At 40.2% G+C, this 25,776-nt stretch carries 15 protein-coding genes and 6 pseudogenes; 11 read left to right on the forward strand and 10 right to left on the reverse strand.

The window, feature by feature from the left end:
- Positions 1-1,023: 1,023 nt before the first annotated feature.
- The 5 genes and pseudogenes from BCU07_RS22535 to BCU07_RS22555 form a co-directional block, all read right to left on the reverse strand.
- Positions 1,024-2,304: an aromatic amino acid transporter gene (locus BCU07_RS22535; protein WP_029222809.1), complete on the reverse strand. Its 1,281-nt coding sequence runs from the start codon at positions 2,302-2,304 to the stop codon at positions 1,024-1,026.
- Between the two features lie 578 nt (positions 2,305-2,882).
- Positions 2,883-3,281: pseudogene (locus tag BCU07_RS22540) on the reverse strand (RNA-guided endonuclease InsQ/TnpB family protein); the annotation flags it as partial.
- A 257-nt stretch (positions 3,282-3,538) separates the two neighbouring features.
- Positions 3,539-4,177 (reverse strand): IbrB-like domain-containing protein, encoded by a 639-nt coding sequence (locus BCU07_RS22545; RefSeq protein WP_016800051.1) that lies wholly within the window; start codon positions 4,175-4,177, stop codon positions 3,539-3,541.
- Between the two features lie 5 nt (positions 4,178-4,182).
- Positions 4,183-5,427, reverse strand: coding sequence for a DUF3440 domain-containing protein (locus BCU07_RS22550; protein ID WP_102428347.1), 1,245 nt, complete (start codon positions 5,425-5,427; stop codon positions 4,183-4,185).
- 146 nt (positions 5,428-5,573) lie between these two features.
- On the reverse strand, positions 5,574-6,698 hold the full coding sequence (locus tag BCU07_RS22555) for a carbohydrate porin (protein ID WP_017102338.1): 1,125 nt from the start codon (positions 6,696-6,698) through the stop codon (positions 5,574-5,576).
- A gap of 238 nt (positions 6,699-6,936) precedes the next feature.
- Here BCU07_RS22555 and BCU07_RS22560 point away from each other — a divergent pair, with 238 nt between their 5' ends.
- Both BCU07_RS22560 and BCU07_RS22565 read left to right on the forward strand, forming a co-directional pair.
- The gene (locus tag BCU07_RS22560; RefSeq protein WP_016800054.1) at positions 6,937-8,136 is read left to right on the forward strand and encodes a ParA family protein; all 1,200 of its coding nucleotides are present in this window, start codon (positions 6,937-6,939) and stop codon (positions 8,134-8,136) included.
- Complete coding sequence (locus BCU07_RS22565) at positions 8,136-9,221, forward strand: ParB family protein (protein ID WP_017102337.1); 1,086 nt, start codon at positions 8,136-8,138, stop codon at positions 9,219-9,221. Before BCU07_RS22560 ends, BCU07_RS22565 begins: the two co-directional genes overlap by 1 nt.
- A gap of 19 nt (positions 9,222-9,240) precedes the next feature.
- On the opposite strand, the pseudogene BCU07_RS22570 reads toward BCU07_RS22565, so the two are convergent.
- Together BCU07_RS22570 and BCU07_RS22575 are read right to left on the reverse strand one after the other, a co-directional pair.
- A pseudogene (locus BCU07_RS22570) lies at positions 9,241-10,568 on the reverse strand (IS4 family transposase).
- A gap of 112 nt (positions 10,569-10,680) precedes the next feature.
- The gene (locus BCU07_RS22575; protein WP_017062578.1) at positions 10,681-11,133 is read right to left on the reverse strand and encodes an Lrp/AsnC family transcriptional regulator; all 453 of its coding nucleotides are present in this window, start codon (positions 11,131-11,133) and stop codon (positions 10,681-10,683) included.
- Between the two features lie 637 nt (positions 11,134-11,770).
- Here BCU07_RS22575 and BCU07_RS22580 point away from each other — a divergent pair.
- The 3 genes and pseudogenes from BCU07_RS22580 (at position 11,771) to BCU07_RS22590 (ending at position 13,970) form a co-directional block, all read left to right on the forward strand.
- Positions 11,771-12,476: pseudogene (locus tag BCU07_RS22580) on the forward strand (DDE-type integrase/transposase/recombinase).
- Between the two features lie 543 nt (positions 12,477-13,019).
- Positions 13,020-13,196 carry a hypothetical protein gene (locus BCU07_RS22585; RefSeq protein ID WP_016800056.1) on the forward strand — a complete coding sequence of 59 codons (177 nt, stop codon included), beginning with the start codon at positions 13,020-13,022 and terminating at the stop codon, positions 13,194-13,196.
- Positions 13,197-13,340: 144 nt separating this feature from the next.
- Complete coding sequence (locus BCU07_RS22590; protein WP_016800058.1) at positions 13,341-13,970, forward strand: winged helix-turn-helix domain-containing protein; 630 nt, start codon at positions 13,341-13,343, stop codon at positions 13,968-13,970.
- Positions 13,971-14,034: 64 nt separating this feature from the next.
- Here BCU07_RS22590 and tnaA read toward each other — a convergent pair whose 3' ends face one another.
- A complete protein-coding gene (gene tnaA / locus BCU07_RS22595; RefSeq protein WP_029203693.1) occupies positions 14,035-15,450 on the reverse strand; it encodes a tryptophanase in 1,416 nt (471 codons plus the stop codon).
- A gap of 340 nt (positions 15,451-15,790) precedes the next feature.
- Between tnaA and BCU07_RS22600 the strand changes: the two genes are divergently transcribed.
- Both BCU07_RS22600 and BCU07_RS22605 read left to right on the forward strand, forming a co-directional pair.
- Positions 15,791-17,134 carry an opine metallophore biosynthesis dehydrogenase gene (locus BCU07_RS22600; RefSeq protein WP_017102562.1) on the forward strand — a complete coding sequence of 448 codons (1,344 nt, stop codon included), beginning with the start codon at positions 15,791-15,793 and terminating at the stop codon, positions 17,132-17,134.
- 82 nt (positions 17,135-17,216) lie between these two features.
- The gene (locus tag BCU07_RS22605; RefSeq protein WP_016800061.1) at positions 17,217-17,648 is read left to right on the forward strand and encodes a GNAT family N-acetyltransferase; all 432 of its coding nucleotides are present in this window, start codon (positions 17,217-17,219) and stop codon (positions 17,646-17,648) included.
- Positions 17,649-18,385: 737 nt separating this feature from the next.
- Here BCU07_RS22605 and BCU07_RS22610 read toward each other — a convergent pair.
- Positions 18,386-18,670, reverse strand: a pseudogene (locus BCU07_RS22610) (IS3 family transposase); the annotation flags it as partial.
- Positions 18,671-21,250: 2,580 nt separating this feature from the next.
- On the opposite strand from BCU07_RS22610, the gene BCU07_RS22615 reads away from it, so the two are divergent.
- From BCU07_RS22615 to BCU07_RS22630, 4 genes and pseudogenes are all read left to right on the forward strand, one after another.
- A complete protein-coding gene (locus tag BCU07_RS22615; protein ID WP_016800063.1) occupies positions 21,251-22,276 on the forward strand; it encodes a hypothetical protein in 1,026 nt (341 codons plus the stop codon).
- Complete coding sequence (locus tag BCU07_RS22620) at positions 22,273-23,187, forward strand: AAA family ATPase (protein ID WP_017103257.1); 915 nt, start codon at positions 22,273-22,275, stop codon at positions 23,185-23,187. Before BCU07_RS22615 ends, BCU07_RS22620 begins: the two co-directional genes overlap by 4 nt.
- A 125-nt stretch (positions 23,188-23,312) precedes the next feature.
- Positions 23,313-23,573: pseudogene (locus BCU07_RS22625) on the forward strand (resolvase); the annotation flags it as partial.
- Between the two features lie 91 nt (positions 23,574-23,664).
- A pseudogene (locus tag BCU07_RS22630) lies at positions 23,665-23,901 on the forward strand (recombinase family protein); the annotation flags it as partial.
- 1,009 nt (positions 23,902-24,910) lie between these two features.
- Here BCU07_RS22630 and BCU07_RS22635 read toward each other — a convergent pair.
- A complete protein-coding gene (locus BCU07_RS22635; RefSeq protein ID WP_017103258.1) occupies positions 24,911-25,096 on the reverse strand; it encodes a hypothetical protein in 186 nt (61 codons plus the stop codon).
- Between the last annotated feature and the right edge of the window lie 680 nt (positions 25,097-25,776).

Here is a 25,776-nt window from a genome sequence, read left to right on the forward strand (position 1 = left end):
CACCGCTGAAAATGTGTTGCTCACTTAATGAGACGGAGCGGAACAATACGAAAAGCGATTGCTTAAAGTGATAGAAGGCTTAACTTGGCGACACAAACGGTAAGTATTTTAGTTCTTCCCCAAGTTTGGATTTTAAAAAACTCAATTATACCGTTAATGAGATGAAATATAATGTGGTGCGGTCTTACGCAAAAAGCATTCAAGCGCTAGAGTAGAATGCCCCGATGGACGGACATTATGCAAATTTTCGACAACAAGATGGTGCGAGAAAAATGACAGTGTTGGTAGACAATATGACCGTTATTGCAAGGATTTAGCAAAGCTAACCGTCCCCGAATTAACTGCGCTCACCAAGGAGCATGGGGAGTTCTATTCATACTTCCCAACGCTTCATTTCTTTTGGACGTCGAGTAAAATTGCGCCAGAAATCACCACGCAATCCGCCGGCGCTTCAGAGTTTCTGTCTATCACTTGGTTCTCAAGAATTTCAAACATCCATAAGAGCCATTCTTCTCTGGCCATCTGTGTACGGAACATTCAAGTTCCGTCGGCAACGCTATCGAAAGGCCGAGGGCTGGCTCGGCTTTTCAATGTCTTTATTAACGATGTTTACTGGGGCTCCAAGGTTTCGCCAGAGCGATGAAAACGCTGGAAATTTACTTCTTTCTAGGGCCACTCTGTATGAGCCTCAGCGATCCGAGGGATTTGGTTTCCATGAATTGACCCATTGCCGCCCAATGGGCAATGGTTTGGGACGGGGTCAGTCCAGAGCTTTTGGCGGCTCTGAGTGCTTGTTTGAACAACACTTGATCGATATAGACACTCACTTTCATCACTAATCCTTCTTGTTCATGCTTACTTTATTTAAATTTACTCGGAACCCAAGATTTTGCCGCTAGAGTTTATTTTAAAACCGTCCTAATAGGGCTCGATCGGCAAATAACCACGCCCCTCAGCGCTCGGGTTGCTCGTCCTTGACCGTGATTTGAATCTTTTGGATGGGTAATTTTAAAATTAATAAGGCTAGACGCCGTCAAAAACGGGCAGCGCTTCGAACAGGACTAGTACGTTGATAACGATGATGCTCACACCGTAGATAAACACACCAACCAACACCAACTCTCCTCCAGGCACTTGGTAAGCCTTCGATTTTTTCTGATCTTCTTCACTCTCTTCAAGGTTGTTAAACGCTGGTCTTTGTAGTCTCGATTTCCTTACTAACAATGCCGGTACGATACATGCCCAAATCGCAGCGGCAGACGCTGCATAACCAATTGCGCTAAGAAAACCAAAAGGAAAAAGAAGAGAAAAAATAAGAGGCGGAATAAATGTAACCGCCCAGGTCTTGGTTCTTCCTTTGGAGGTAGCATCAAATTGAAAAAGATCGGCCAAAAAATCAAACACACCCAACCCTACCCCAATAAAACTCGACAAAATGGCCGCCGCTGAAAAAGCACTAATGACATTTGATAGGGTTTCTTCAGCCAACACTGCTTTTAAGCTGATGAGTAAGATGTCTATATTTCCACCTTCTGCAATTATAGGGCCGAAGCTAATTCTTGGTAAATTACCATAGATACTTAATAGCCAAATGGTGTAGATAAAGAACGCCATGAGCGTTCCGCCTACAATCGCCCTTTGTGCGAGCCTTTCATCAAGGTAGTAGTCTCGCAGAGTGGAGACGCTGTGCTGGTATCCAAATGAAGTTAAAGCAATAGGGAAAAACCCCCATACGTATTGCGCATACTCAAACTTTAAGTGAGCAGTATCCAACAAAGTAACAAGATTAACATTAAACCAAAGGCCAGCAGTCCCAAAAATAAAGCTGATAATCATAAATAGCATCAACACCATGGAAATGCGGTCAACTGTTTTTGTTGAATGCCAAACTAGTCCAGAAAAGATAAGCACAAAAAGGATAGAAGCTAGTTTAGGGGAAAGGCCAAAGTACTCCTTAATGATCAGTCCAGATGAAGTGATGTAAGCGTACAGTAAAATCCCTCCCACAAAGTAGATCATTAAGTTATTAAAAAAATTAACCTCTTTTCCTAACAAATCTTTTGTGATGGAAGAAAAAGACGACCTGTATGGATAATCTTTTAAAACTTCGAGTAACAGACAACCACTGGTTGTCATAATGAGCATAGTGAAGAGCAAAGCCATTAAAGCACCGATGGTCCAGACCCCAGCCCCTGCAGCGGGAAGTCCAAGCATACCAGCGCCGACGCAAATACAAGCGACAATACAGGCTCCTCCAATCATTGAAGGCGGGGTTGTGCTCCTTACCTGTTTCATACTAGACATAAATAAATACCTTTCTTTCGTTAGTTCAATTGCTCTTTTAGACTGCTCCCCTTACAAGCTAGGAGGCACAAAAAAGCGCTAGAACCTAGAATCTAGAACTTAATTTTAGGAATGACATATTAATTAAATTCTAAATTAGCCTAATATTTCTACCTAGTTAACCCCCGATTTCAGATAATAACTGCGACACTCATGGGAAGGTGTCAAAATCGGGGGGATTTAAGGTTCGTCAGAGAATGCGTGAAGCTGGTTAATGAGTAATCAGCCAGGTTCGCATCGATATAAACATGCAAAATTGGAGAGGCTAGACGCGATGATCTTACTTAGATTGGGTCTGGTTCGAAGTAGACCTACTTAAGCCGACGCGTTGTGGAATGGTCTTTATCAGATAAGCCTGATGCCACAATTTCAGGCAAGGAAAGATATGAGCTATTACTTGATGAGTTACTACAATCGGCCTCGGCCTCAGCACGCAACTCATGGGCTGTCGCCAGTAAATGCCGAAAATAGGCTTAAATCAGTGTCCGAAATGTTGACCACTTACACTTAACAGAATAACGTCTATCTTTTGGGGGGTCAGCGTGGTTTTTGTCTACGAGAGTTCGAGAGAGTTTGTGTTGAAAATCAGCGCGAGCGTTAGCGACTTTTTCATCGCATTTAGCTAATAGCAATCTAGCTTTACGAGATAACTACTTCTGCTTACGTCTGAGGTTCTTCTCAGCACGCTTTATAAATCTGGGGTTAGCTGTCTTTCTGCCGTTCGATTCAATAGTAAAGTGAGACAGACCAAGATCAATACCTGTCACCTTACTCACTGTATGAAGCAAACTAGGCGCTTCCACTCCATCATCAACAAGGATAGATGCGTAGAACTTACCTGTTTTACTCAATCTGACAGTAATACTTTTAACTTTACCTACAATTTCACGGTGAATGTTCGCCTCTACAGGTTTCATTTTCGGAAGCTTGCGGTACATATGCGACTTTAAATGTAGAGCTTTGTGGTTCGCAAAACGCACAACGCCAAACTGAGCTATTAAAAACTCAGATTGCTCTTACGTTGGGTAAATGCGTGCCTTAGTTGCTCTTAACACTCAAAATCCTTAACTGTATTCATGAACAGTCTTATATCAACTGCTTCGGGCTGTCTATCTTAAAGTGCTATCGCACTTTCGCCTTATCTCCCCGCCCTCAGAGCTGGCGAGGGTTTACGGCGTGATTGCTAAAAAATCAATTACTCCCAGGACTGTGAAAATTCTTGATCTTTAAAGGCAGCAGCGAGGCCTGTGACTTGTTGTAATCGTAGAACTTCATCTTTATCCATTCCCAATTCGTAACAAATTTTATGATTTGCCCATCCCATCTCTTTGAGTTGAATAATCAGATCTGCAATCAGTTCAACTTGGTGTGAGCCACGCGCCAGGTTATGGCGAACAGAAGTCGATATGCAATTTTCTTCAGGCAAATTAAGGACCACCGCGGGGATGTACCCCGTTAGGGTTTGCAGATCTGGGTGGTTCAATAATAATTGATAACGATGAAACCCATCGATGACAACGTATTTTTTGACCGAAGCATTCAAACGATTAACCAAAATAGGCATAGTTAAACCATTTTTCTCCATCGACGTTTTTAGGAGTTTGCTTTCTGGAGGCGCCATTTTATTTGGGTTGTATTGATTAGCTTCTATTTCATCAAGTGGGATCATTTCAACATGACAAGCTGGCGGTAAATCAGGAATAAGCTCGATGAGTACTTTGGCTGCTTTATTGTAAATTGCGACCTTATCAATGACTTGTTTGTCCGTGTTATTGATAGATTTCAACGGCTTCTTGGTGCGATGCTGATAAGCTAGAGTAGGTTCACTTTCCATTCGTATCACTCTTCTTCTCCATAGAGGGCATGGTATTGTTTTGCTAAGGACTTGTTGTACCCAAAAGAGAGTCCTCGGCACCAATAGTCATTTTTAATCAGTACTTTACAAATTCTTCTCCAACTAGGAACTTGCTTCCTAGATTCCAATTTACTCTCTGCGTAATCAGGGATGCAGGTCACTCCTTTTTGAGGACCGTTTTTACGCCACCACTGTAAGAACTTAAAAATTCGGTCTCGGTAATGTTTTTCTACATGTGGCGGCATGGTTTTCAGAAGGTATTTACTGTATTGCCGGTAGCTAAGCCCCGGTGGTAATTCAAAGCGATAATAACCAAGGATACGCCCCTGACTTTTTGAGTATCGAGCACCAAAGTTACATCCTTCTACTCTGGCAACTAATTTTTGCCAGGTATCAGGTTCTAATATTTGATATAGCCACAGCCCTTTTCTTTGCTCATCGCCAAAAGGTTGGCAAAGCCGCTGCTGTGAAAGAGGGACGCCGGCCTTATGCATTAAGTCGTAAATACGGTTGTAATCCCAACTAAAGCGGTAATTCGCAACCCAAATATCTTTAGTTTTCCAATCGTATAAGGGATAAGCCATATACACATTTGGCTGCATTTTAGTCGTCCAATATTTATCTGAAAATTTTTTTTTGGACCTATTTTTAATGGTATTGAAGCGATGTAAAGATTCATCAGCACGTATACCGATTAACACAGCGATTGGCTCACCCCTTTCCTTTTGGTACCAATGAGCAAACTTAAAAACAAAGTCTTCAAACTCCATCCCGTTTTGGAAAAAAGGGAATACATCCGGGTTTGAAATCACGCCTTTATGCGGTGGTCGGTCCCTGACCCATTGCGCTTCTTTAGCAGGATCCCAACAAAGCCATTTAGGCTGAAACTGTGAGATTGAATTCCTTAAGCTGAGCGGTAAACAAACCCAATAGGGGTTAATTTCTCCGTCCAGTACCATGCGCTCAATGAAGGCATGAGTTTCATGATACTGAGCTTCAAAGTCCACGATGAGTACATCGACAGGTAATCGACCACGCTTTTTCGCTTCTTGAATAGTCAGATTTAAAAGGACGCCAGAGTCTTTCCCTCCAGAGAAGGAAACATAGAAATGGTTAAAGTTGTCGAAAAGATAGCAAATTCTTTGTCGAGCGCCTTCAAGCACATTGTATTTTTGCTGAATTTTATCTCGAGAGAAATCGCCTTCTCTTCTTTTTTTACTGGCAATCATGATTTCCACAATGTCATTAACTACTCAAATAAAAATAAATAACTTTTGCATTTTTTATAAATTAATTATTAATAATTAATTTATTTATAAGGGCAATATTGAAGAAAAGCTCTTCCGAATTTCAAGCTCGGGAGAGCTTTGAGAGACTAGAAACTAAAGTGAAGATTACCTCTTAAACCAATAATCCAACTGTCATCAGCTTCTGAGTTCTTCGGTAAAGAATAAAGATATTGAACATTAGGAGTTAACGAGAGCGCACCCCAGTTCATTCGGTAATAGATTTCAGAGTTGTAAGAGTCATCAGCTACATTAGCAGAGTTGGGCTTAGCCCAACCCAAGGCGATGCCTAGCATGCCAGGTCCTGCCTCATACCCAGTACCAAACACGACCGAAGATTTGTATAGAGCCTCAGGTCCTTGCGCGACACCGGCTCTGAAAAATGGTATCCATGAGCCGGTTTTATATATGGACGACCAATTTGCGCCATAGTTTTCGCTAGCTTTCTCTTTTCCATCACTGTGCCAAACTGTTAGGTGTGAATTCTTCAAATAAAAATCGTCTTTCGACTCCACCCAACCTATTTCTAGGGACTTAAAATATTGATTATCATTGATGAACTGTTCAACACCATCGAAAGGCTTAGTCGAATCAGCTTTTGCATCAGAGAAACTTGCATAAAAATAATAGTTTTCCGACATCATATGGCGTAGAACGCCGCCGAATGTTGATTCATCTGGGATTGGGATAGAACCGGAACCGGTACTAAACTGTAAGTTAGAAAAACCATAGTAAGGGTTACCCAACTGATAAGTATCAACATAATCAGTTGCATCTAAAAAACCAACCATCATATCAGTAGATTGTTTATTAAAGGTTTGTGTCCAATAAAGATTCGTTAACCTTAAACCTATATCACTAAAAGCTGGTTGGATTACACCAAACCCTCCGACATTCTCCATGACAAATTCAGAGGGCGTACTCTCTGTATAACCGTGCTTATGATCAACCCTCAGCTGCAAAGCTCCGGTATCACTCTCTTTTTGGTAAGCTCGCCAATTCAATGTAATCCGTGCAATACCAGCTGCCGCACTGCTGTCTTTGTTCGGCAAGCTCTCACTGGACGTTAAACCAAAAACATAATAATCCACAGCTCCCTTTAAATCCTGGTCTTCAGCCGCATGAATCAACGTTGGCGTAACAAACACAACCGATCCCACAAGCGTTAGCCAAAAACGCTTAGTCTTTTTCGTAAATGCTACATTCTCAATCATATCAATAACTTCCTTTTTTTTTCATCGAAGTTGTACGACTCAGCTCAACTTTCATTGTTAGTCAGGAGTTATTAAGAGGGATTTGAAAAATGAATACTCGTAATTAATAGGTAATTTAAGCGCTCTCCTTTATCAACCTGTCACAATCATTTATTTAAAATCGAAAACACCTCAATTTTTTATACCAACATCAAAAATTGAGGTATATACTATTTCTTATCCCTACCCGGAGGCAGAAATGGATAATCAAAACACTACAAACACATTTCAAGCGCTTAAAATCGGTGCAGACGCTTACATTCAGCGTCGTAATCAACGTTTACTGGCCAATCATCGCAAAGAGCTGCGTAACTTTACCCGAGCAGAAGCCTCGGCCTACCTTGGCATTGATGCAAAAACGCTTGATCGGTATGTTACCGCCGCTGCGATAGATCCCCGTCGTCATGAAGACTCACAATGGTCGATCGATATCGCGGAAATGTACAAGGTACGTAACTTACTACCAGATAATCTACGTAAAGACGCTAAGTTCATACGCAGTGAGCAGCAAAAGGCGCAAGTGATGGTTATCCAGAACCAAAAAGGCGGTGTTGGTAAAACCGTTTCTGCCGCGACTATCGCATCAGGTTTAGCGACCGAGTTTCATCAAGAGTATCGTGTTGGTCTAATCGATATGGATGGCCAAGCCACGCTATCGATGTACTACGCGCCCGAAGCCGAGCAAGAAGGTAACTTGTCTGTTGGTGACTTGATGATGAAAACGTTCGACCTCGATGAAGGCGAAACCGTTGATCAAGTCATCTCTGAAGCCTTTCTTGAAACTACCATTCCAAACCTGCGCATTTTGCCTGCCGCGCAAAGTGACCGAGCGATGGAAGGCTGGTTTCATGAGCAAGTATTCAGTCAAACCTTAAATTCACCTTATTCACTACTTAAAGACATCATCGATAGTGTAAAAGATGAGTTTGATATCATTATTATCGACACCCCTCCTTCACTAGGTTATGCAACCTTCAATGCGTATTTTGCCGCAACGAATGTGGTCTTCCCATTGTCGATTACCGAAAACGACATTGATGCTACCTGCTCTTACTTCAGCTACATTCCTCAGGTGTGGGCCCTGTTAGAGAACGCCAACCATGAAGGCTACGACTTCATGAAGATCTTACTGACTAACCATCGTGATAGCTCAACCACTACCGAATTAATGAACAACCTGTACGACAACTTCTCTCCTTACTTGTACTCAAAAGAGTTTAAGCATAGTGAGGCCGTTCGTCAGTCATCTTCCCTACTCTCGACGGTGTTTGATATGTCGAAAAGTGAATACCCGAAAAGCAAAGCAACTTTCCAAAGCGCGCAACAAAACAGCTATGAAGTTACAAGTCAGATCTTGCGCGATATTCTGAACGTTTGGCGTGAACAGGAGAACAAATAATGGCGAAGAAACGTGGCGGGAGCCCTTTAGGCAATGCTCCTGGTTCAGCTCAAGCGCAGCAATCAGCGGCCAAAGCAAATTTAGACACTCTAACAAGTCAACTCAGCACCGAGCTAGAGAAAAGCGGGCAAAACGCTGAAGACTACCTTAGAACTAAGTTTGGATTAGAGTCTGTTGGCCAGAAAATGGTTTGGCAATTAGCTTCTGGTTCAACTGCCACTTTCAATGAAGTTACACTGTCACACGAACAAGTTAAGCAGAACTCATTTGTGACCTTTGATGTTAATGGTCGTGACCAGTCTCTGTTAACCAAAGAATCATTGGAAGATTTGAACTCGTTAGAGTTTCAGCAGTTCTATCCAGCCGTTGGCCGAGAAATTAATGGTCGCATTGATATTCTTGATGGCTCTCGCCGTCGTGCTTGGTTTTTATTTCAAGAAGGTCGTGTAAAAACATTCCGAATTCTAGTCACTCAAAACGAGCTTTCTACCACCGATGCCAAAGCGCTGGCTAAGCAGCTGCAAACCGCCAAAGAGCACAACCAGCGTGAAATTGGTTTGCAATGTCAAACTCTGATGAAGAACGGTGAGCTAACTCAAGAAGATGCGGCAAAAATCTTAAATATTAGCCGTCAAGCGGTAGGTCGAGCGCTGAAAGCAGCCAGTATTGACAGTAAGCTGATTGCCCTATTCCCTGTCGTTAACGACTTGTCTCATGCTGATTACTCCCTCTTGGCTAAGGTGATGAAAGCGTTCGCCGATGACAAGAAAGCCTTGAGCAGCTTCATTAAAAAAATAGCCGATAATGCTGTCAACGCTCAGGCTGAGCAGAGCCAAGAAGACGCTAAAGACGCTCTGATTGCTTACATTAAAGTTGAGTTAAAGATCGTTGAAGCCAAGCAAGAATTAGACAAAGCTGTCATTACTCCTCTAGCAGAGTTCGACAGTAAAGGTATGTTTGCTCGTAAGCGTGTTAAAGGTCGAAACTTTTCGTATGAATTTGGTCGCTTATCAAAGGATGTCCAAGCTGAACTCGATAAAGCTATCCAATCAGTGTTAGGTAAACACCACCAATCAACTTTATAAAAAGATAAAGGCTCTCAAATTAGGTAATGCCGTTCACTTGTGAGTGAACGGCATTTTTGTTCTTAGCATACCGGCTGTGGTCTAGGCTTAACTGTTCTAGGGAATGTTCTTTCCCTTCGCCCTTCAAGTATTAAGCTTTCAGCCATGTTGTGAAACCCCTTTAACTGACGAGGTATTGCTCCTGGTGTTGAGTAAGGTAAGCCTACAAATAACGCCGATACATGAGCTAATGTGCCGTTAAAACTCAGTTGATAAGGAAGGTAATTTCCCTTTAAATTGAAGCAGAGCTCGACCATCTGATATCGGATTAAATTGTAAGTAAGCAAGATGCCCCATAACTCCTGCTTGACCAGCTCTGGTAAACGACTTCGCAGCGTAAGACGGTTTCCAAGCATGTATTGTTTTTGCTCTCGGTAGCCCAGCTCTATTTCCCAACGATGCTCATAAAGGCCTGCAATATCTTTTGATGGGTAACGCAGGGAGTCCGTCATGGAGGTTAATACTTGGTAGTCTTTTCCTTTAATTTTACGAGTGACAAGTCGAGCGGTTATCGACTTTGGTAAATCAGGCCATAGCTTTCTAGCTCTTGGATTACTGTGTAATTGAACAAGTTTGTCATTTCGCCCTAAAGATTGAACAATGTCATATTGTGTATTTTTCTTGAGGGGGATAAGCCAATGGCGCTCTGAGCCAGAGTCTTGCCATTTATGTAATAAACCTAAAGAATAGAACCCCTTATCGAAAATTGTTACGCTATGGTTTGGTGTTGTTTTTATTAGTTTTTCAGCTAATATCATTTCGTTTGTATTGTAATTATCAAATGCACTGGCCGTAATAATGTGACTGCTTAGTTCCATTTGGCAGACCATTCTCACTTGCGGATATTGCGTCCCTTTTTGTCGAGAAAATGCATTTTCATTTTGCGGGTTATCGGGCGTTCGCCAAACAACGCCATCGACACCAAGAAGCGTTAACCCATTCCACTAGGGTAACTGTGCGCTTTTCAACCATGACGTAGTCATTCGCTCAAAGACCGCTTTTATTGCGTCTTCACCCAACGTCTTTCGACGTTGAGTCAACGCACTTGGTGCGACAAAAGCTTTACCTGTACGGTCGTACAATATCAAGTTGGTTAACTAAATCTTTCATGGACTTATTGTTATAGATGGCCATTCCAACAAGCAGCCACACCATGGATTCTAGAGTTAACTTTCTCTTTCTCATCGTGACGGTATCAGTAAGAGAATAAGACTCGTCGATGAGTTCAATTGGAAGCAAGTCAGACAAAGTTTCAATGTTGCTAGGTTTCCAATCATTAATTATGTTTAGAGCTTGAGAAACATCCATAAAAAAATCCAAGTGCATTAAATACACTTGGATTTTGACAGCTCTGGAGGATCGTTCAACCGATCACTTTGGCTTTAACTGATCGGCATTACTCATAAGAGCGGCTTTCTTTTTAACGACTGATTGGTTGGTGTAGCACTACTGTTGTATTGAGAGAGCGAATGCCATTGAACGACTCTATCTCATTACATAAATGGTGTATTGATTGCAGGTCAGGTGCTTCAATCAAAGAAATAATGTCGTAGGTACCACCAACAATGCTTGTAAGTCTGACTTCAGGTAGTTCTTTTAACGCATTACTTACATCATTTTTCTTACCTTTTTCACAAGAAATCAGCAAATAACTTGCCGCTTTTCTCCCGTCATTTTCTACTCTTATTTGTGCCGTATACCCTTTGATAATACCGGTTTTTTCAAGTCTGTTGATACGTTCAGCGACTGCTGTTCGCGACAAGCCGATGTTGCGAGAAAGGTTAGCAATCGATTCTCGCCCATTGGAGAGTAGATTCGATAGAATTTTACGATCTAGTTTGTCTAAGCCTTGTAAACTAATGTTGGACATCATGTGTTCTGCCTTTTCTGAATTATTATTATATTTGTATTTCTCTCAAATTAGAGCCTTTATCTTTCACCTAACCCGTCCTAAATAAGGTTGACACATATCCAACATGAAATTAGAGAGTTACAAATACAATTATGACTCTTATCAGAACGCACTTGCGGAAAGGATAATGGAAGACTAAAGATAGAATACTCACTGATGATGCAAAGAAAATGGTCTCCAAATCAGTAAAAACTAAGCCCTACAATGAGTTTGGCCTCGTCAAACTCTAACCCCCCCCCCGCCGATGAAGTACCTCCATCATTTTAATTAACCACTTGTTTGTCACCTCCCTCTATCGCCAAATCGAAAAAATAGGATGACTACAAGCGACTAAACCATCAAGAACAAGTTGGCTTGGGAAACTTCCTTCCTTATTCTATTTGACCTAGGGTAACTTCATCCTTATAACCCAAAAATTGGCTAAGTGCAGAGTGTTTGATTCTAGGTGAACCTAACAATCGAATTATTATCTTAGCCAAATATAAAGACCATTAATTTATTATTAATAAATAATGATAAGGCTTAATTCTTCTCACGTCCAAAAGGCTCTCTCCTGTAGTTGGCATCCTGATCCCGGACCTCATAAATGAGGGGTTCAATGGCAAAACGACAAAGACGTACATTTTCTACTGAATTCAAAAATATATGCTGCAAGCTTGGTTCTTGACCAAGGGGACTCCATCCCTGAAGCAGCTAGCTCTATGGAATACGTGAAACAGCTTTACGACACTGGGTCGAATAACTCAAAATTGAGCAAGGTGGGGTTACTCCAACGACCAAAGCCCTCACGTCTGAGTAAAAGAAAATCCAAGAGTTAGAAGCCCATATTAACCGATTAGAACGAGAAAAATCCGTACTCCAAATAGTGTTTGGTGCGGCGATATTACTTATCTTAGGTCTGGTTCGAAGTGGGCCTACTTAGCAGTAGTGCTTGACCTATTTAGTCGACGCGTTGTGGGCTGGCCTTTATCAGATAAGTCCAATGCTGAATTAGCATCTAAAACTTTAGGGCTGGCTTAGAAGAAACGGGGGCGGCGAAGAACATGATGTTCTATTAATATCAAGGATGCCAGGACAACTCAAAGCATGAGCCTTCGTGGTAATTGTTGGGAAAACACTCCCATAGAAGGTTATTTAGAAGCTTGAAAGCCGAGTGGGTACCAGAAACAAGCTACCTGGAACAAGCTCAGGACAAGAAAGACAACGGCTATTACCTGATGAGTCCTTACAATCGGCAACGCCCTCAAGAAAATGATGGGTTGTCACCAGTTAATGGCCCTTCAGCCAGTGTCCTGTACTTTTGACCACTACACCCCCTAGAACAATCAATATTCCGCCGACCATCAAAGACCATAAGCTAACCTATTTTATTTTTTAGTGACCCAAGTTCAAGCTAGACGCCCCCAAAACGCAATGAAATCTGTACTACTAAACATTAGATTAGTAAGTACACCAAAAAATGAATAGCTGCAGCTCGATTAAGAGTTCCGATTCTTTCGTAACGAATTGAGGAATAAAAGCAAAATAACAGGCTCAAGGGATCTCGTAGACAGAGAAGAAGCAACTATATAAAACAGGAAGAATGAGAGTATTAGTCAAAAATTTATTGTTGTTTAACCCTCCAAAACTCCAGTTTTAAAAAACTAAAATATCACTATAAATAGATGATTTTTTTGATAATTTATTTATAAATTATCAAAAAAATCCTATGAGGAATGGCCTAAATTTTAGCCATTGCCAAATGGGTAATCTAAAATTATTAATAATCATTTTTTATTAAAATTTATTCATCTACACAGATAAATTAGAGATGTGTATATGAATAAATTTTCAAAAGGACTACTAATATGGAAACACTGATCTGCCGCTCTTTTCAATCATTTATAGATTTCTGCGATAACGATATTGTTAAAGGAAAAAATATCCACTGCACTTTTAAGGCCTGTAAGGAGAAGGACTGGCGTTGGATGCAGTTTTACCTAAACGACAAAGGAGGAAAAGAGCTGACCTTTAGCTTCATATGAAACAAAACGCCTTAACTAATATTTCGTTTAACTTCAAATTTATTCAAAATTTTGTAAATAGTATTCAAAAAATGAGCCATTATATAAAGCACTAGAAAAACTAACTGTCTTAACCATCGCTCTCTAGAAATATGGAGAAACACTATGTTAAAAGCGCATCTCGAAAACCTACAATTACCTATAGGTAATTGTATATTACACAGGGATGAATCAGGGGCTCAATTGATGCTTAGCAATCAAAAGTCATTTTCAATTACCCTACCTGAAAGCTGTATCCTTGAAACTCTGATTAAGAAAGAACAACTCATTTCAACCAAAGAAGAGTTAATTATTGCCGCTTGGGGGAGCCCAGATATCATCGGGCCTAACTCTTTACCAGTCGCGATAACTAACCTAAGAAAAGTTCTAGACCTTGATAGCATCAAAATCGTCAACATCCCAAGAAAAGGTTACAAGATTCATATTCCTGAATTTGAAACCTCACTAGACCCGCCGAGAGATATAAAGTTACCACGTCACTCTAAGTTTTCGTGTCCTCTCAAAAAAGCAACCAATCATCTAAAATTATACCAATGGACTTTCATCGGCTTATCTTCAACAACCCTCGCGGTCCTACTAATCAGTTATTTCTATTTTCGATACGAACTTGAAGTTGTTAACGTGAACCTTAATAATCAATCAAGCCAAATCTGTTTAACAAAAAAGGATGAACTGAAATTAATCCTCGCCTCTTCCCAAGTTCAGGCAAGCAAAAAACCTTCAATAAACCCCTAACACCTCGTCAATTTAGTTATTAATAACTAAATCCCCCCTTATTCACAGCAAAGGGGGGTACAACTTAGAGTGCAGGTTCTAACGTAGCGTTAAAATGTCTCAATACTTTAGGTTCATAAGTAAACTTCAAACCTGAAATAGATGAGGCGCGTTTTTTCACTTCTTTAAAAGCAGCAATAATGTAATCAAGGTGAGCTTGCGTATAGGTTGCTCTGGGAATGGCTAAACGCAACAGTTCCGCTGGACAAGGCAGTTGTTCACCAGTTTCAAGGTCACACCCTTGCAATAAGGACCCTATTTCAGCCCCACGAATACCCGCCACTTTATAAAGCTCACAAGATAAAGCATGCCCAGGGAATTGTTCCGGCGGAATATGAGGTAAGAGCACACCTGCGTCAATAAATGCAGCATGACCGCCAGCTTGCTGGCAACGAACCCCTAACGCTTCAAGACCATTTACTAAATATTCAACTTGCTGAAGACGGGAAGCTAACCAATCTTCTTCCATCCCATCATAGAGTCCGACAGCTAGGCGCTCCATAGCACCGCCTTCAAGCCCGCCATAGGTTGGAAAGCCTTCCAATAGCACGCATAATGTTTTGCATTCTAATTGAACATCTAACAAGCTTTCATCTTTGAAAGCAAGCAATCCCCCAATAGGAACCATCGCATCTTTTTTCGCTGACATAGCAAAGATATCGGCATATTTAAAAGCTTCGCTAGTTATCTCTTGAATGCTCCATTCAGCATATCCCTCTTCGCGTTGCTTTACAAAATAGGCGTTCTCTGCAAACCGTGCACAGTCCATAACTACGGGAATATCATAAAACTGCGCTAACTCATAAACAGCCTTCAAATTGGCAAGAGAAACTGGCTGACCACCTGCAGAATTGCAAGTAATCGTACTCACAATATAGGGCACATTTTTAGCCCCGATCTCTTCAATGCCAGACGCGAGCGCTTTCAAGTCAAAATTGCCTTTAAAATCTCTCTTAACTTCAGTATTAAAGGCATCACGAGAAGGCACATTCATCACACGACAGTTATTTTTTTGAGTGTGCCCTTGAGTGGTATCAAAAAAGTAATTTGAAAATGCGGCCATCTTTTCTCGTTCTAGCCCCTTATCTCGTTCACGCTTATTGATCAAGGCAGGTACATACAACTGTTCAGCGCCACGTCCTTGGTGTGTAGGGATAGTAAACTGATAGCCAAATATATCTTTTACCGTTTGGCTAAGCGTCCGATAGCTTCGACTGCCGCTGTACGCTTCATCACCTCTCAACATTGCGGATTGCATGGCCTGCGTTACTGCCCCGGTGCCACTATCGGTCAGTAAATCGATAAACACTTTATCGCTATCTAACAAAAAAGGATTGTACCCCGCTTTCATTAACGCCAGCTCTCGCTCTTGTTCTGTTGTTCTTTTAACTGGTTCAATAACCCGGATTCGATACGGCTCCGGCAAATAGTGTGAATCCATAGGCTGTTCTTGATTGTTGCTAATTGCTGACATAGGGTTCTCTCCAAACATTTTCCAACGATTAAGGGTAAGTTGGTTAGAAATAACTAAAGAAGCCCATTATTCGGACACCCAAACCTCTCCTTCCCAACTTAAATAAAGATTAATCAAATAAATAAAATTTGGTATTAATTTCAGCGTAAATTAAATATTAATAAACATATTAACAACACCTAAAAGCCCTCTAAAAAAGCATCATAGCCATGAGAAAACCTGACCAAATGACATCACCGTTTTTTTAATTAATAAAGATAATTAAATAAACAATGGACTTAGAAAGTAGCACTATAAAAGTAGTGGTATGAGAATGAAAAATATACCTAGAGCATATAAATTAGAAGGAAAATGGAAATATGGAGAGCCCATTATGATACTAGGGAACACATTGGTTGCTGGAGCGGGGCCGGTCGGCATTCAAACTAGCCAAATTATGGCTCCTCTTAGTCAAAAAATAGCCCTCATCGGCAAAAGCTCCCCTCAGTGGGAAAATAGGCAAAGATTAATCAAACAACACGGATACGTTGTTTGTTGTGAGGTGAATGAACCACAATTAGCGACACTAGTCGGATTAGTTAAGTTTAATGAACTTTATACAGAGCTCTCTCCCCTTCCCTCCTCTTGGGATACGTTAGTTTTAGCCACTCCAGCTCACGCCTATTGTGATGTGTTGTCTTCCTTTTCTGAAATTTTATTAAAGAACTTAAAACAAATCATTCTTATGTCCTCAATGCTCGGTGGGTGTCTTATTTTAGAAGGAATGTTAAAAAAGAAAGGAGCCTCTCCAAATATAATGCTCTTCTCTAGCTACTTTGCGACGTCTTATTTTACTTCTAACCCGACGGACAAAAATAGGGTCCTCACGGTCAGAACCAAAACAGTAAAAAAACGAGTTTATATTTACCAGTCTAAATCCAATGATGGTTTATTGAGCGCCTTGCGAAACGCTTTAGAAAAAATTGATGTTCAAGTCATCCCTTTAGATAACTCGTTCAGTGTGGAAGGCAGAAACATTGCTACTTATGTACACCCTGCTTTTATTATCAATACGTTTTCATTAGATCACATTTTATCTAAGGAAGACGAAGTTAAGTACATGTATAAACTGTACCCAGAAGGGCCAATCACCATGAGTTCGATTAGGGATTTACTACTGCACTGGAAATCAGTTTCTCGCCTACTTGAACATTACTCAGCTCAACCGATTAATCTACTGCAGTTGCTAAATGATGAACATCACCGAGTACATGAAAAGACTATCCCCAAGGACAAAATAGTCTCTTTCAACGAGCTTGATGAGATAGAGCAGGAATATCTACTCTACATACGATATAGCACAATCCTGATAGACCCAGACCCGTTTTCAAAAGGTAAAACCTTTGAGGTTTCAGCCAAACCTTATATCAAAGGAAAAGTTAGAAAAGGAAGACTACTACTCCCCAGAACTCCTCTAGAAGACCTACAGACCCTTTATTGGCTTAACCACTTAGTTCAAAGCTCAAGCCTAATCTCTTCTGTCACATTTCCCTCAATAGAAGTGTTTGAAAATTGGATAAAAGAAAGAAACCTACCAAATACGCTAATCCAGGCTTTAAAACAACGCGCAAAAGAATATTACGAATATGCAACCCCATCTATTAGCCCCTAGTAATTACTAGGGGACACACATATCTTTTAATTCGCATTTTAGCGTTTTGCTTCAAAAAGATAACAGGAAAAAGGAGATTAAGGTGTTAATAAGAAAAGCGACGCTCAACGACATATCCTCTATCAATGCTCTGTGTCACGAGCAACTAACAGGCAGCCACAGTAAAATTAGCCATTACAAGAGAGAGCAGAACGAATACAGCTTAAGTGATTACAATTTCAGTAAAATCAGAATCATTGATCTAGTTTTTACGGAATCAATGATGAAGGAGAAGCTAAACAATAAAAATATCTATTTTTTTGTCGCTGAAACAAAAAAGAATAAACAAGTCATAGGTTACCTAATGGTTAGTGTCCATCCTCCTAAAAAAAGGCCGGCTCTCCAACAACGTCTCCCATCTTTCTACGCTTACATCGAACGATTTTATGTGTCGTATAAATACCATGAACAAGGTATTGAGCTTGCCCTACTCAACAGCTTTGATTATTGGAAAAAATACAAATCAGCACACTAATCATTATCTTTCAAAAAACCATGAAATTTGTCAATGCTCAGGCTGAGCATTGACAAATTTTCCCACAATCAAATCAATCTAAAGCTGTTTTTCTATAAAAGCCCATCAAACCTTCTTGATACCCAATCAAAAAGAAAAGGGCGAAACTAATATTGCCAGTGAGTTGCGAAAAGACAAGACAACACACACCACTACGACCCAAGCTAAAATAACGTATTCAATCGGTCACCAGTTATAAATTGCCCCAAGCCCCCTGGTTATCCCAAACCAAAGTAAAGGCGAGACAGCGAGTAACCAAGGAGTTTGGACCTCGATTTTTTATATGTCGGTTGCACCAGAAAAAAATAGCAACATGAAACGTCGATACCACAGCGTAAATCACACCGGTAATTAAGGTGTGACTGAGACACTACATTGTGCTTGGATACTGGTAGGAGGGCAGGGTAGGAGAGTATTAGAAGAGAACAGTTCATCTGCTTGGCATATGTGGCTTCAAACATCGAAATTAAAGCTAAGCGGTGTTCTGCTATTCGCTAGACAGATCTACGAGAGAAAGCCCTAATGCCTCACCTATGACATCTGGACAACTAGAAATTCGTGAATTTTAAAAGAAGGTATCTCGTCTTAAATAGGTTGACGATTTTTAGCAAGCCTGTAACGGAATTTTTTGTTTTTTCATACATATTATTTGGCCTGTTCATCTTACGAATGAAGGCGTCCGTTGACAATGACAACTAATGAACGCCCTCATCAGATTGAACATAAGTCATGTAGCTCACCAAAAACTCCTCTACCTTTGAAGAAAACATTTATTTTACCAAATTCGGATGCTTTTTCATTCAATGCCTTTTTCATTGTTTTGGTGTAGCTCCATTTTGGCTTAACCAGCAACCGCTCTTCTTGAAGGTAGTTAAACTAAACATCGCGGCCCAGCTTTATTCCTTTAGCTATCAATTGAGGTTTTAGTAAGAGAAGTGAAGCTTGTGAGTTCCTAGTCGAGACATGAAGCGCCTTAGTGCAAGCTCACCTTGACAATTTTTCTCTCTGATATACACATTAAAGATAAATATCGCGTAACGAACAAGCCCTAATTACGCTTACTTTCTTTTCGAAGGCTTCTTGCCGCCCTCGGTGATTTCGGCATCGTGCTCTTCCTTGAACTGACTAAATAATCCATTTCTCCATTTTCAATGGTATCCACAACCTGTATTTAAAGCCTAGTGTGTAATCTCGCTGAGTGCTCTTAACGTAGTGTTTATTTGGGATGGTCATAATTAGTCCTCAATGTATAAACATATTTCAAGACGGGGAAAATATTAAAAAAACCACGACTCTGCTGATAGTTTAACAGTCGGACAAGAGATAAAGTTTATCGATGGCTTACAAGCTCGTCGGAAACCTAAAAATATCATGGACCGCAGCGGCCAAGGCTGTCACTAAATAAGTGGAAAGTATCATCAATTACTGCGGTGCTTCCAGATAAAAAACTTATCTCGACGAAAAAATTGCAGGGAGTAGGCGACAATCGAACGTTTTTTAGAAGCTTAAATACTAAGTGGATTCCCGCAATAAATTATCGCAGCTTTGCAGAGACTCAAAAAATCATCCAATACATAATTAGATATTCCAGCCAACTTAGGCCATATCAGTATAATGGTGTTCTGACACTCATTGGCTCAGAACGATTGATTGTCTTGAAAACCGTGACCAATTTTATTGGACCACTATACTCTTGCCTCTAAAGAAAGATAAAGCCCAATTAAGCGATAAACGTAATTTCCCATCTAAAGGTTGATAAAGATTGCTACAAAGTTAGCGTGGTTGCATGACATTGGTATTCCTACAACGTTCGCGAGCTTGTTCGGTTGTGGGGTGGAACAGCACCTACCGACAATTTCAATTTAATAATCAGTAATTTCAGAGCACGCTTCAGGAACACATTCGTCAAAGTTGGATTTCATTTACGCAACAAGGTTTAAGTCGATTTTAAAGTTAATCTTCTCAGGGACGATAGTAGAAATAGCCTCTGAAGCCAATTTCTATCCAAGAGTGAGAGAAAGGGGCGGTAAATTATAATTATTGACTTAACCTTTGAAATTCGAGAGTTCGTAATATTTGATTTCTGGCGTTGGCACTTAAGGTTCTTCCCAAGGCAAATTAATCCCACTGTCATTAATATAATCAGCGCTCAACACACACAACTCATCACAACACGAATCAACCTTTGTCCAATCCTAAATCTATAGGCCTCATCATTTGCTTGAGGAGGCTATTGCCGATTGTAGTAGCTCATCAGGTAATAGCGGCTGAGCTTGTGTCCACTCGATTTTCAAATTTATGAATAACTTCTCCATGGGAGCATTGACGATCCCATGTCAATACTTACATCATAACTGAAAAATCTTTCAATATAATGGAGGGAAATTTACAAACGATATAGCGTTTCAAAAATCTTTGTGTTTCTCTTATCGAAAGTCCCTCTGCTTCTCTTCGCTACATATAGTTTTGTCTTAGGATCCTTCTCATTCTATCAAAACTACTGTCATCGGTGTCAGGATGTCTTTCCTGATGAAGTTTGTAACGAACTCACTTCAAAGAGGTTAGGTAAATGCAAACTCTTTGCCTAACCTCTGTAGATTAGCACATGCTGTAACCAACAATATCGCAGCTACACATGATCACACCAAAGTGTTCCATTAATGTTGAAGCTCTTTCTTTAGTTCGCATGAGAGAAACTTTTCGTAAGTAGATTTAAATGATAAATAGGTTTGACTGCATAAAAAATCGAGGAGACATAGCAAGCTCGTTTAATTCAGTCAGGCGCAGTGACGAGTAATGCATGAAACTGATTTACAGCCTGGGATGATCTAAAAAACGAAAAAGATCTTCACCATAAGAGCCCGCATTAATAGTAGCGATTTACCACCTAGTTTAGTACCTAAGATCATTAGACCACTACAAACCCAACCCATTTATCAATTACATGCAATTGGTAAAAAATATAGCTAAACATTAAGAGTAAGACATAAAATTATTAGAGAACTAACATTTACCCAACAACTAACATCAAAAATCTCTCGAGATTTGATGTTAGTTGTTGGGTTACCGACTGAGCCTAAGTGAAGTTGGTATATCTTGAAACTAGATCCTAAAGTTTCTAGTTTCTTAGAGTTCATCTAAATGTATCAACATCTACCGATTCAATATCAACATCTACCGATTCAATATCAACATCTACCGATTTTATATTGATATTAAACGATCAAACATATAAACATTTACCGAAATAAGATTTTTTAGTATTAACATTAGCCGATCTAAAAGAAAGGTAAGATCATTAATTTAAGTTAACTTATGATAATTAACCTAAATTGGTTATAAAACGATCAAAGCATTAGATAAATTATGAATTAAATACATAGTTTGATCATTGCGAAGTAACTAAACATTTACCGAAAAAAGTAGTTATTTACCGATATTTATACATAATTTATGTGACGAGCTATAGATATTTACCGAAATAATATAGACATCTACCGAAGTTGATGAGGTAAGTAAGGTTATCTGTTAAAATGATACTATCTCATTCTTAGGTAATGATCATGACGTTATCATCCAACTCTAGCCTGACGGTTATTAATGAAGAAGACCGAAAAAATCGGTTTATCTCATCGATTCTTTTCTCTCGAGCAACTATTTTTCATCCTGCTTCTCGTTTGACTTCAACGATGCAGTCAAAATTGATTCAAATTGCTCAGAGTGGTGGTACAGATCCAAATCACCCATTAGAGAGTGTTAATATTAATAGCTATGGGAAAAGCTTCAGGGTTGATCTACATGTAGATTATCTCCTACAACCTCATCGCGATATCCTCGAGACTATGCTGGCCTATGCTCAAACTATTCAACTCGACGATGCTTCTTATGAAGCGGGATCTCGTTTAAATTGGTCCCAAGTATATCAAACCATTTCTGATGGTGATATTTCTGACACTCAACAAGATGGTTTCGACTCTTTTATTGACCGGGATGCAACCGTTTTATCGATGAGTATGTATGAGCTAGCAACCCGAATGGGAATGGCGACAACTCGTCCGAACTACGATCAAATTGAGCGTCGTATTACTCAATTGGCAACGGCTCATTTGGTGATTAATGAACTCGATGAAGAACAGAACGTTGTAGGCAAAAAGCCCTTAGAATTTGTGCAAGATTACCGTTTCTATTGTGATCGAAGTAAATTCAAAACCGGCCGTAAAAACAGTAAGAATCTAACTAACCATGTATTCTTAGTGCCAGACATGCGCTTGCTACAAGCGATACGCGACCATGGTTACTATTATCGATTAGAACAACACAAAATGACCAACTATAGTAAACCGTCAGTTCGCTCATTCTTAAAATACATTACCACGCACAAAGCAGAATTTTTACATAACAAAAAGTTTGAATGGGCGCTCGATAGTTACATTCAGTCTATTGCTTCTAAAGTCAGCCATAGCTTCCGGAGCGATCTAAGAAAAGATTTGTTGGCCAATGCCGTGCAAATTGAAAAAGATTTTAGTCTTCAATTTCGCGATGTTGGTAATGGTATACAGATCTTTTATATTGGGGAGGGTAAATCATGATTACTCAATCTCTTGATAGCTTGATGTCTTCACCTGCGAGCCAAAGCCTAGAGTTCAGTATAAAAGGCTTACTCAAAGGGCATGTAGGTATGTTGATTGCCGCACCGAATGTCGGTAAATCTCACCTTGCACTTTGTATTGCGATGGAACACGCTTCTTCAATGTCTTTACTAGGGATGAGCGCGGCCGACAAACCGGCTAAAACCTTGGTACTGAGTTCAGAAGACGGGGCTGGCGTGATTCAATCTCGAATGAAAGAAAAGCTGGTTAATTGCACTGCCACCATTAAGTCAGAGCTAAAAAAAAATCTACATTTTTTAACGGACATTGAACCGATAGTGATCCCGCCCGACAGCTCTGCACAAGAAAAAGTAGAACATAAGCAGTATTTAGAACAACTCAAACAAATTTTCTCTGAATTCGATTTAGTGATAGTAGACACCGTGACTGAGTCAATAGGCCGTTGTGAGGAAGTCAAACACGATCGCTTAATCAAAAATGTCTTCCAAAGCCTTGCCAGTGAATCAGGCGCTAGTTTATTGCTTGTTCATCATGTGAATAAAGAGGAAATTCGTGGTAATCAAGAAATTACCATGGCATCTGGGGCTGGTTTAACGTCGATAATGCGATTAACAAAGTGCTTATTTACGTTAAAGAGAAACAAGGATTTCCTGTCGATTAAGTACCTTAAGAGTAATTATTTACCTGAAAATGAAAATCAAGGGTTTGCGGTTGAAGTAAGACAAAACCTTACGATTAATCCACAGGTATTCAGTTTGAAATCCAAGACGTCTAAGTCTGTTCGATCGGTGCAAAGTATTAAGCAAAATCCAAAAAAAATTACGCTGCCTGGAACTATCCCGGAACAAGAAGAAATTGAAGAGCGTAAAAACCTCAGAGACGTTTTGTAAGCTAGCTCTCACATTTTCAAAAAGCACCGAATTTCGGTGCTGTCTTTTTGTCTGACTCTGTTCGCACTTTCTTATATCCGTTCACTTTTTTGTCTACCTTAGATAATCTTATTTAAGGTGAAAACATGGTGAACTACGCATATTTAGGAGTCTCTTCAGACAACCAATATGTAGCAAACTAAAAGCACGGGCTCTATGACTCTACCAAAAAGGTTGGGATAGGTAATTTGGTGTTTGTAGAAGTCAGCCGTATTGCACGTCTTACCTCACAAGTGCTCAAAGCACTCTAAGTGAGCATGGAAAATAAAATCATCGTCTATATTGCTAATCAGAATTTGCAACTGGATGGTTCAATGCTGTGTCGGATAATGGCAACAGTACTAGGCGCCAAATTTGGTTTTACTCTAGGCTTATTTCATGAAAATTGTCTATGTCCGTGTCAGTACCCAAGACTAAACGTCCGACGTTCAAATTTAACAGCTAAACCAGTTGTTGGGCTTTGCGAGGGAAGGGGACATTATTCACGTTACCAAAGTCGATTGAATGGCGCGTAATACCATCGATGCATTGCAAATTACCGCTCAGCTCGCGCAAAAGAAAGCCGGTTTGGTTTTTCATGATTTGTGCTATTTGGAGCTCAATAGCTATGTAGGCCGGATCATTTACACCACCAAGATGGAAAGAAAACACATCTTGCAGCGCTGTAATGAGGGGGTTGGCACGAAAATAGGGCTTGTTTTTTCCAGCTTTACGTTTCATGAAAACGGTTGAGGGGACGTTTAAGTGTACTGGGTTTTGTTTTTATGTTCGATGCAGTTTTTAGGAGGCCGCATGACAGTTTGTCCCACAAGATCCGCCGAGACATATCTAGGTGAATTCGACCGATTTTGACTCCACCGTAAAGGCGGTTTAGGTACATGAGGTGCTCGTTAAGGATTTCGAATCTACCGACTCCATAAGACTAGAAGAAGGCAATCTAGGTTAAGGTGTCAGGATTATATATTGTGACGGCGTAACAAGTTTTGAGCCGATGCGAGAAGATTACGTTTGCGAAGAAAGTAGAAAGGACGAGAGAAACAACGTTCGCGTATCGGCCTCTTCTCTTTATGACGACTAGGAACAGGCTCTTAACGTCGATATCACGTTAAATAATCGTTAATGTTTACTTCATCAATTTGCTCAGGCTGTAAATAGTCATCAGTAAGACGTTTACAAACCCTCGAACTTAAAAAAAAAGCGAACAGAGCAGGGTCAACGCTTCAAAGAGATCGGCAATGGCCATGACTTTTGTGGTAAGAGGCATCTCTGAGCCCGTTAAGCCCATAGGTTACACTTACCATTAATTTTCTCATGGTGGCCTCCCGCAATTTTTGCCAAGTTTCGAATATGTCGTGGGAACGGTAGCTACTCCAAAATATGGATGGTTTGAACAATGTGATCGTTGATGATAAACCGTTCTTTCTCTGTTAACGTGCCGCTCTGAATACCTAAGTTGTGCATTTATCCTTTATTCGCCTGATATTGCTTCGGCTGGGTATTTATCTTTTTTCGTGTACTGCTTCATTTCTTCTGAAGATGTACCGAGTTGTTTACTTAAGGTTAGAGTCCACATTCGTGAGACGATATTAGGTTCAGTTGGTGTGATAAACTCTGCTCCCAAATTAAGCTGAGCTAAAAATTAAAAATATTGATTCAACTGTTCACAATTTTCTATTAGTTGCTTTCACCATCCAACTGGATACGCTTGCACCAAAGACTTCAATTTCGTAATTTCTTCCTCACGTTTAAGAAGCTTGAAGCGTATTCTTACTTCGTGGATCCGGTTATAAATCGCTTCCAGTTTTGTTGCTTTTTTGACCACACCTTCGGGTGTCGTGATTTTTCCACAGTTATGTAGCCAACTCGCCATTTTCAACTCTTGCCACTCTTTTTGAATTAAGAAAAAAGTGGTCAAAAGGCGGTAAGGTAGATTCTTGAGCTGCGCGAGTTAACCACTCGGCTAAGATTGGAACACGTTGGAACTGGTTTCTGTATAAAGGGATTTTTTGTCTAATAATCCTGCAATAAATTTGATGAATTGGTTAAGGAGTCATGTATGGTTTATGGTGTGCACGACATGGAAATTTGATTCGATAGGGACAGCAAGGAGTGCCTTGAAAAGACATTTATTGCCAGAGTTTGTGTGCTATCCCGTCAGTAGCCTTGATTCATACCATGTACAACGTTGATTTGATGAATTTAGTTGACTTAGGCTGGCGCTGCCAACCGTAACCTTGATGTGCTTCGTTCTATTTTTAAGTATGCTGTTCAGCAGCGTCTTGTATGGAGAATCCTTGTGATGGCATTAAGCAAAACCGTAAAAAATAGCTTAATCACACATCTTAAGTATGGAAGAGCCAAAGCAGCTTAAAATCGTTTTAAGGTGCTAAAATTGCTCCTTTTAATGGGTTGTCTAATTTAAGAGGTGACGGGGCTGAGATGGTCTTTTGTCAAAAATGATGAATGGCACCGCAGTTGTTAGGTCATAAGCGTATTCCGTCAACGCTTCGTTTGCCCATGTGAATGATGCGCAAGTATCGCTATCTTCTG

The sequence above is a fragment of the Vibrio sp. 10N.261.54.E10 genome, from assembly GCF_002877735.2.
Taxonomy (GTDB): domain Bacteria; phylum Pseudomonadota; class Gammaproteobacteria; order Enterobacterales; family Vibrionaceae; genus Vibrio; species Vibrio crassostreae_C.

Excerpts from the sequence above, each read along its gene's own strand:
- BCU07_RS22565 (WP_017102337.1), top strand. The coding sequence starts at position 8,136 with ATGGCGAAGAAACGTGGCGGGAGCCCTTTAGGCAATGCTCCTGGTTCA.
- BCU07_RS22600 (WP_017102562.1), top strand. The coding sequence starts at position 15,791 with ATGAGAATGAAAAATATACCTAGAGCATATAAATTAGAAGGAAAATGG.
- tnaA (WP_029203693.1), bottom strand. The coding sequence starts at position 15,450 with ATGGATTCACACTATTTGCCGGAGCCGTATCGAATCCGGGTTATTGAA.
- BCU07_RS22590 (WP_016800058.1), top strand. The coding sequence starts at position 13,341 with ATGTTAAAAGCGCATCTCGAAAACCTACAATTACCTATAGGTAATTGT.
- BCU07_RS22635 (WP_017103258.1), bottom strand. The coding sequence starts at position 25,096 with ATGGCGAGTTGGCTACATAACTGTGGAAAAATCACGACACCCGAAGGT.
- BCU07_RS22560 (WP_016800054.1), top strand. The coding sequence starts at position 6,937 with ATGGATAATCAAAACACTACAAACACATTTCAAGCGCTTAAAATCGGT.
- BCU07_RS22585 (WP_016800056.1), top strand. The coding sequence starts at position 13,020 with ATGGAAACACTGATCTGCCGCTCTTTTCAATCATTTATAGATTTCTGC.
- BCU07_RS22615 (WP_016800063.1), top strand. The coding sequence starts at position 21,251 with ATGACGTTATCATCCAACTCTAGCCTGACGGTTATTAATGAAGAAGAC.
- BCU07_RS22535 (WP_029222809.1), bottom strand. The coding sequence starts at position 2,304 with ATGTCTAGTATGAAACAGGTAAGGAGCACAACCCCGCCTTCAATGATT.
- BCU07_RS22620 (WP_017103257.1), top strand. The coding sequence starts at position 22,273 with ATGATTACTCAATCTCTTGATAGCTTGATGTCTTCACCTGCGAGCCAA.
- BCU07_RS22555 (WP_017102338.1), bottom strand. The coding sequence starts at position 6,698 with ATGATTGAGAATGTAGCATTTACGAAAAAGACTAAGCGTTTTTGGCTA.
- BCU07_RS22545 (WP_016800051.1), bottom strand. The coding sequence starts at position 4,177 with ATGGAAAGTGAACCTACTCTAGCTTATCAGCATCGCACCAAGAAGCCG.
- BCU07_RS22550 (WP_102428347.1), bottom strand. The coding sequence starts at position 5,427 with ATGATTGCCAGTAAAAAAAGAAGAGAAGGCGATTTCTCTCGAGATAAA.
- BCU07_RS22575 (WP_017062578.1), bottom strand. The coding sequence starts at position 11,133 with ATGATGTCCAACATTAGTTTACAAGGCTTAGACAAACTAGATCGTAAA.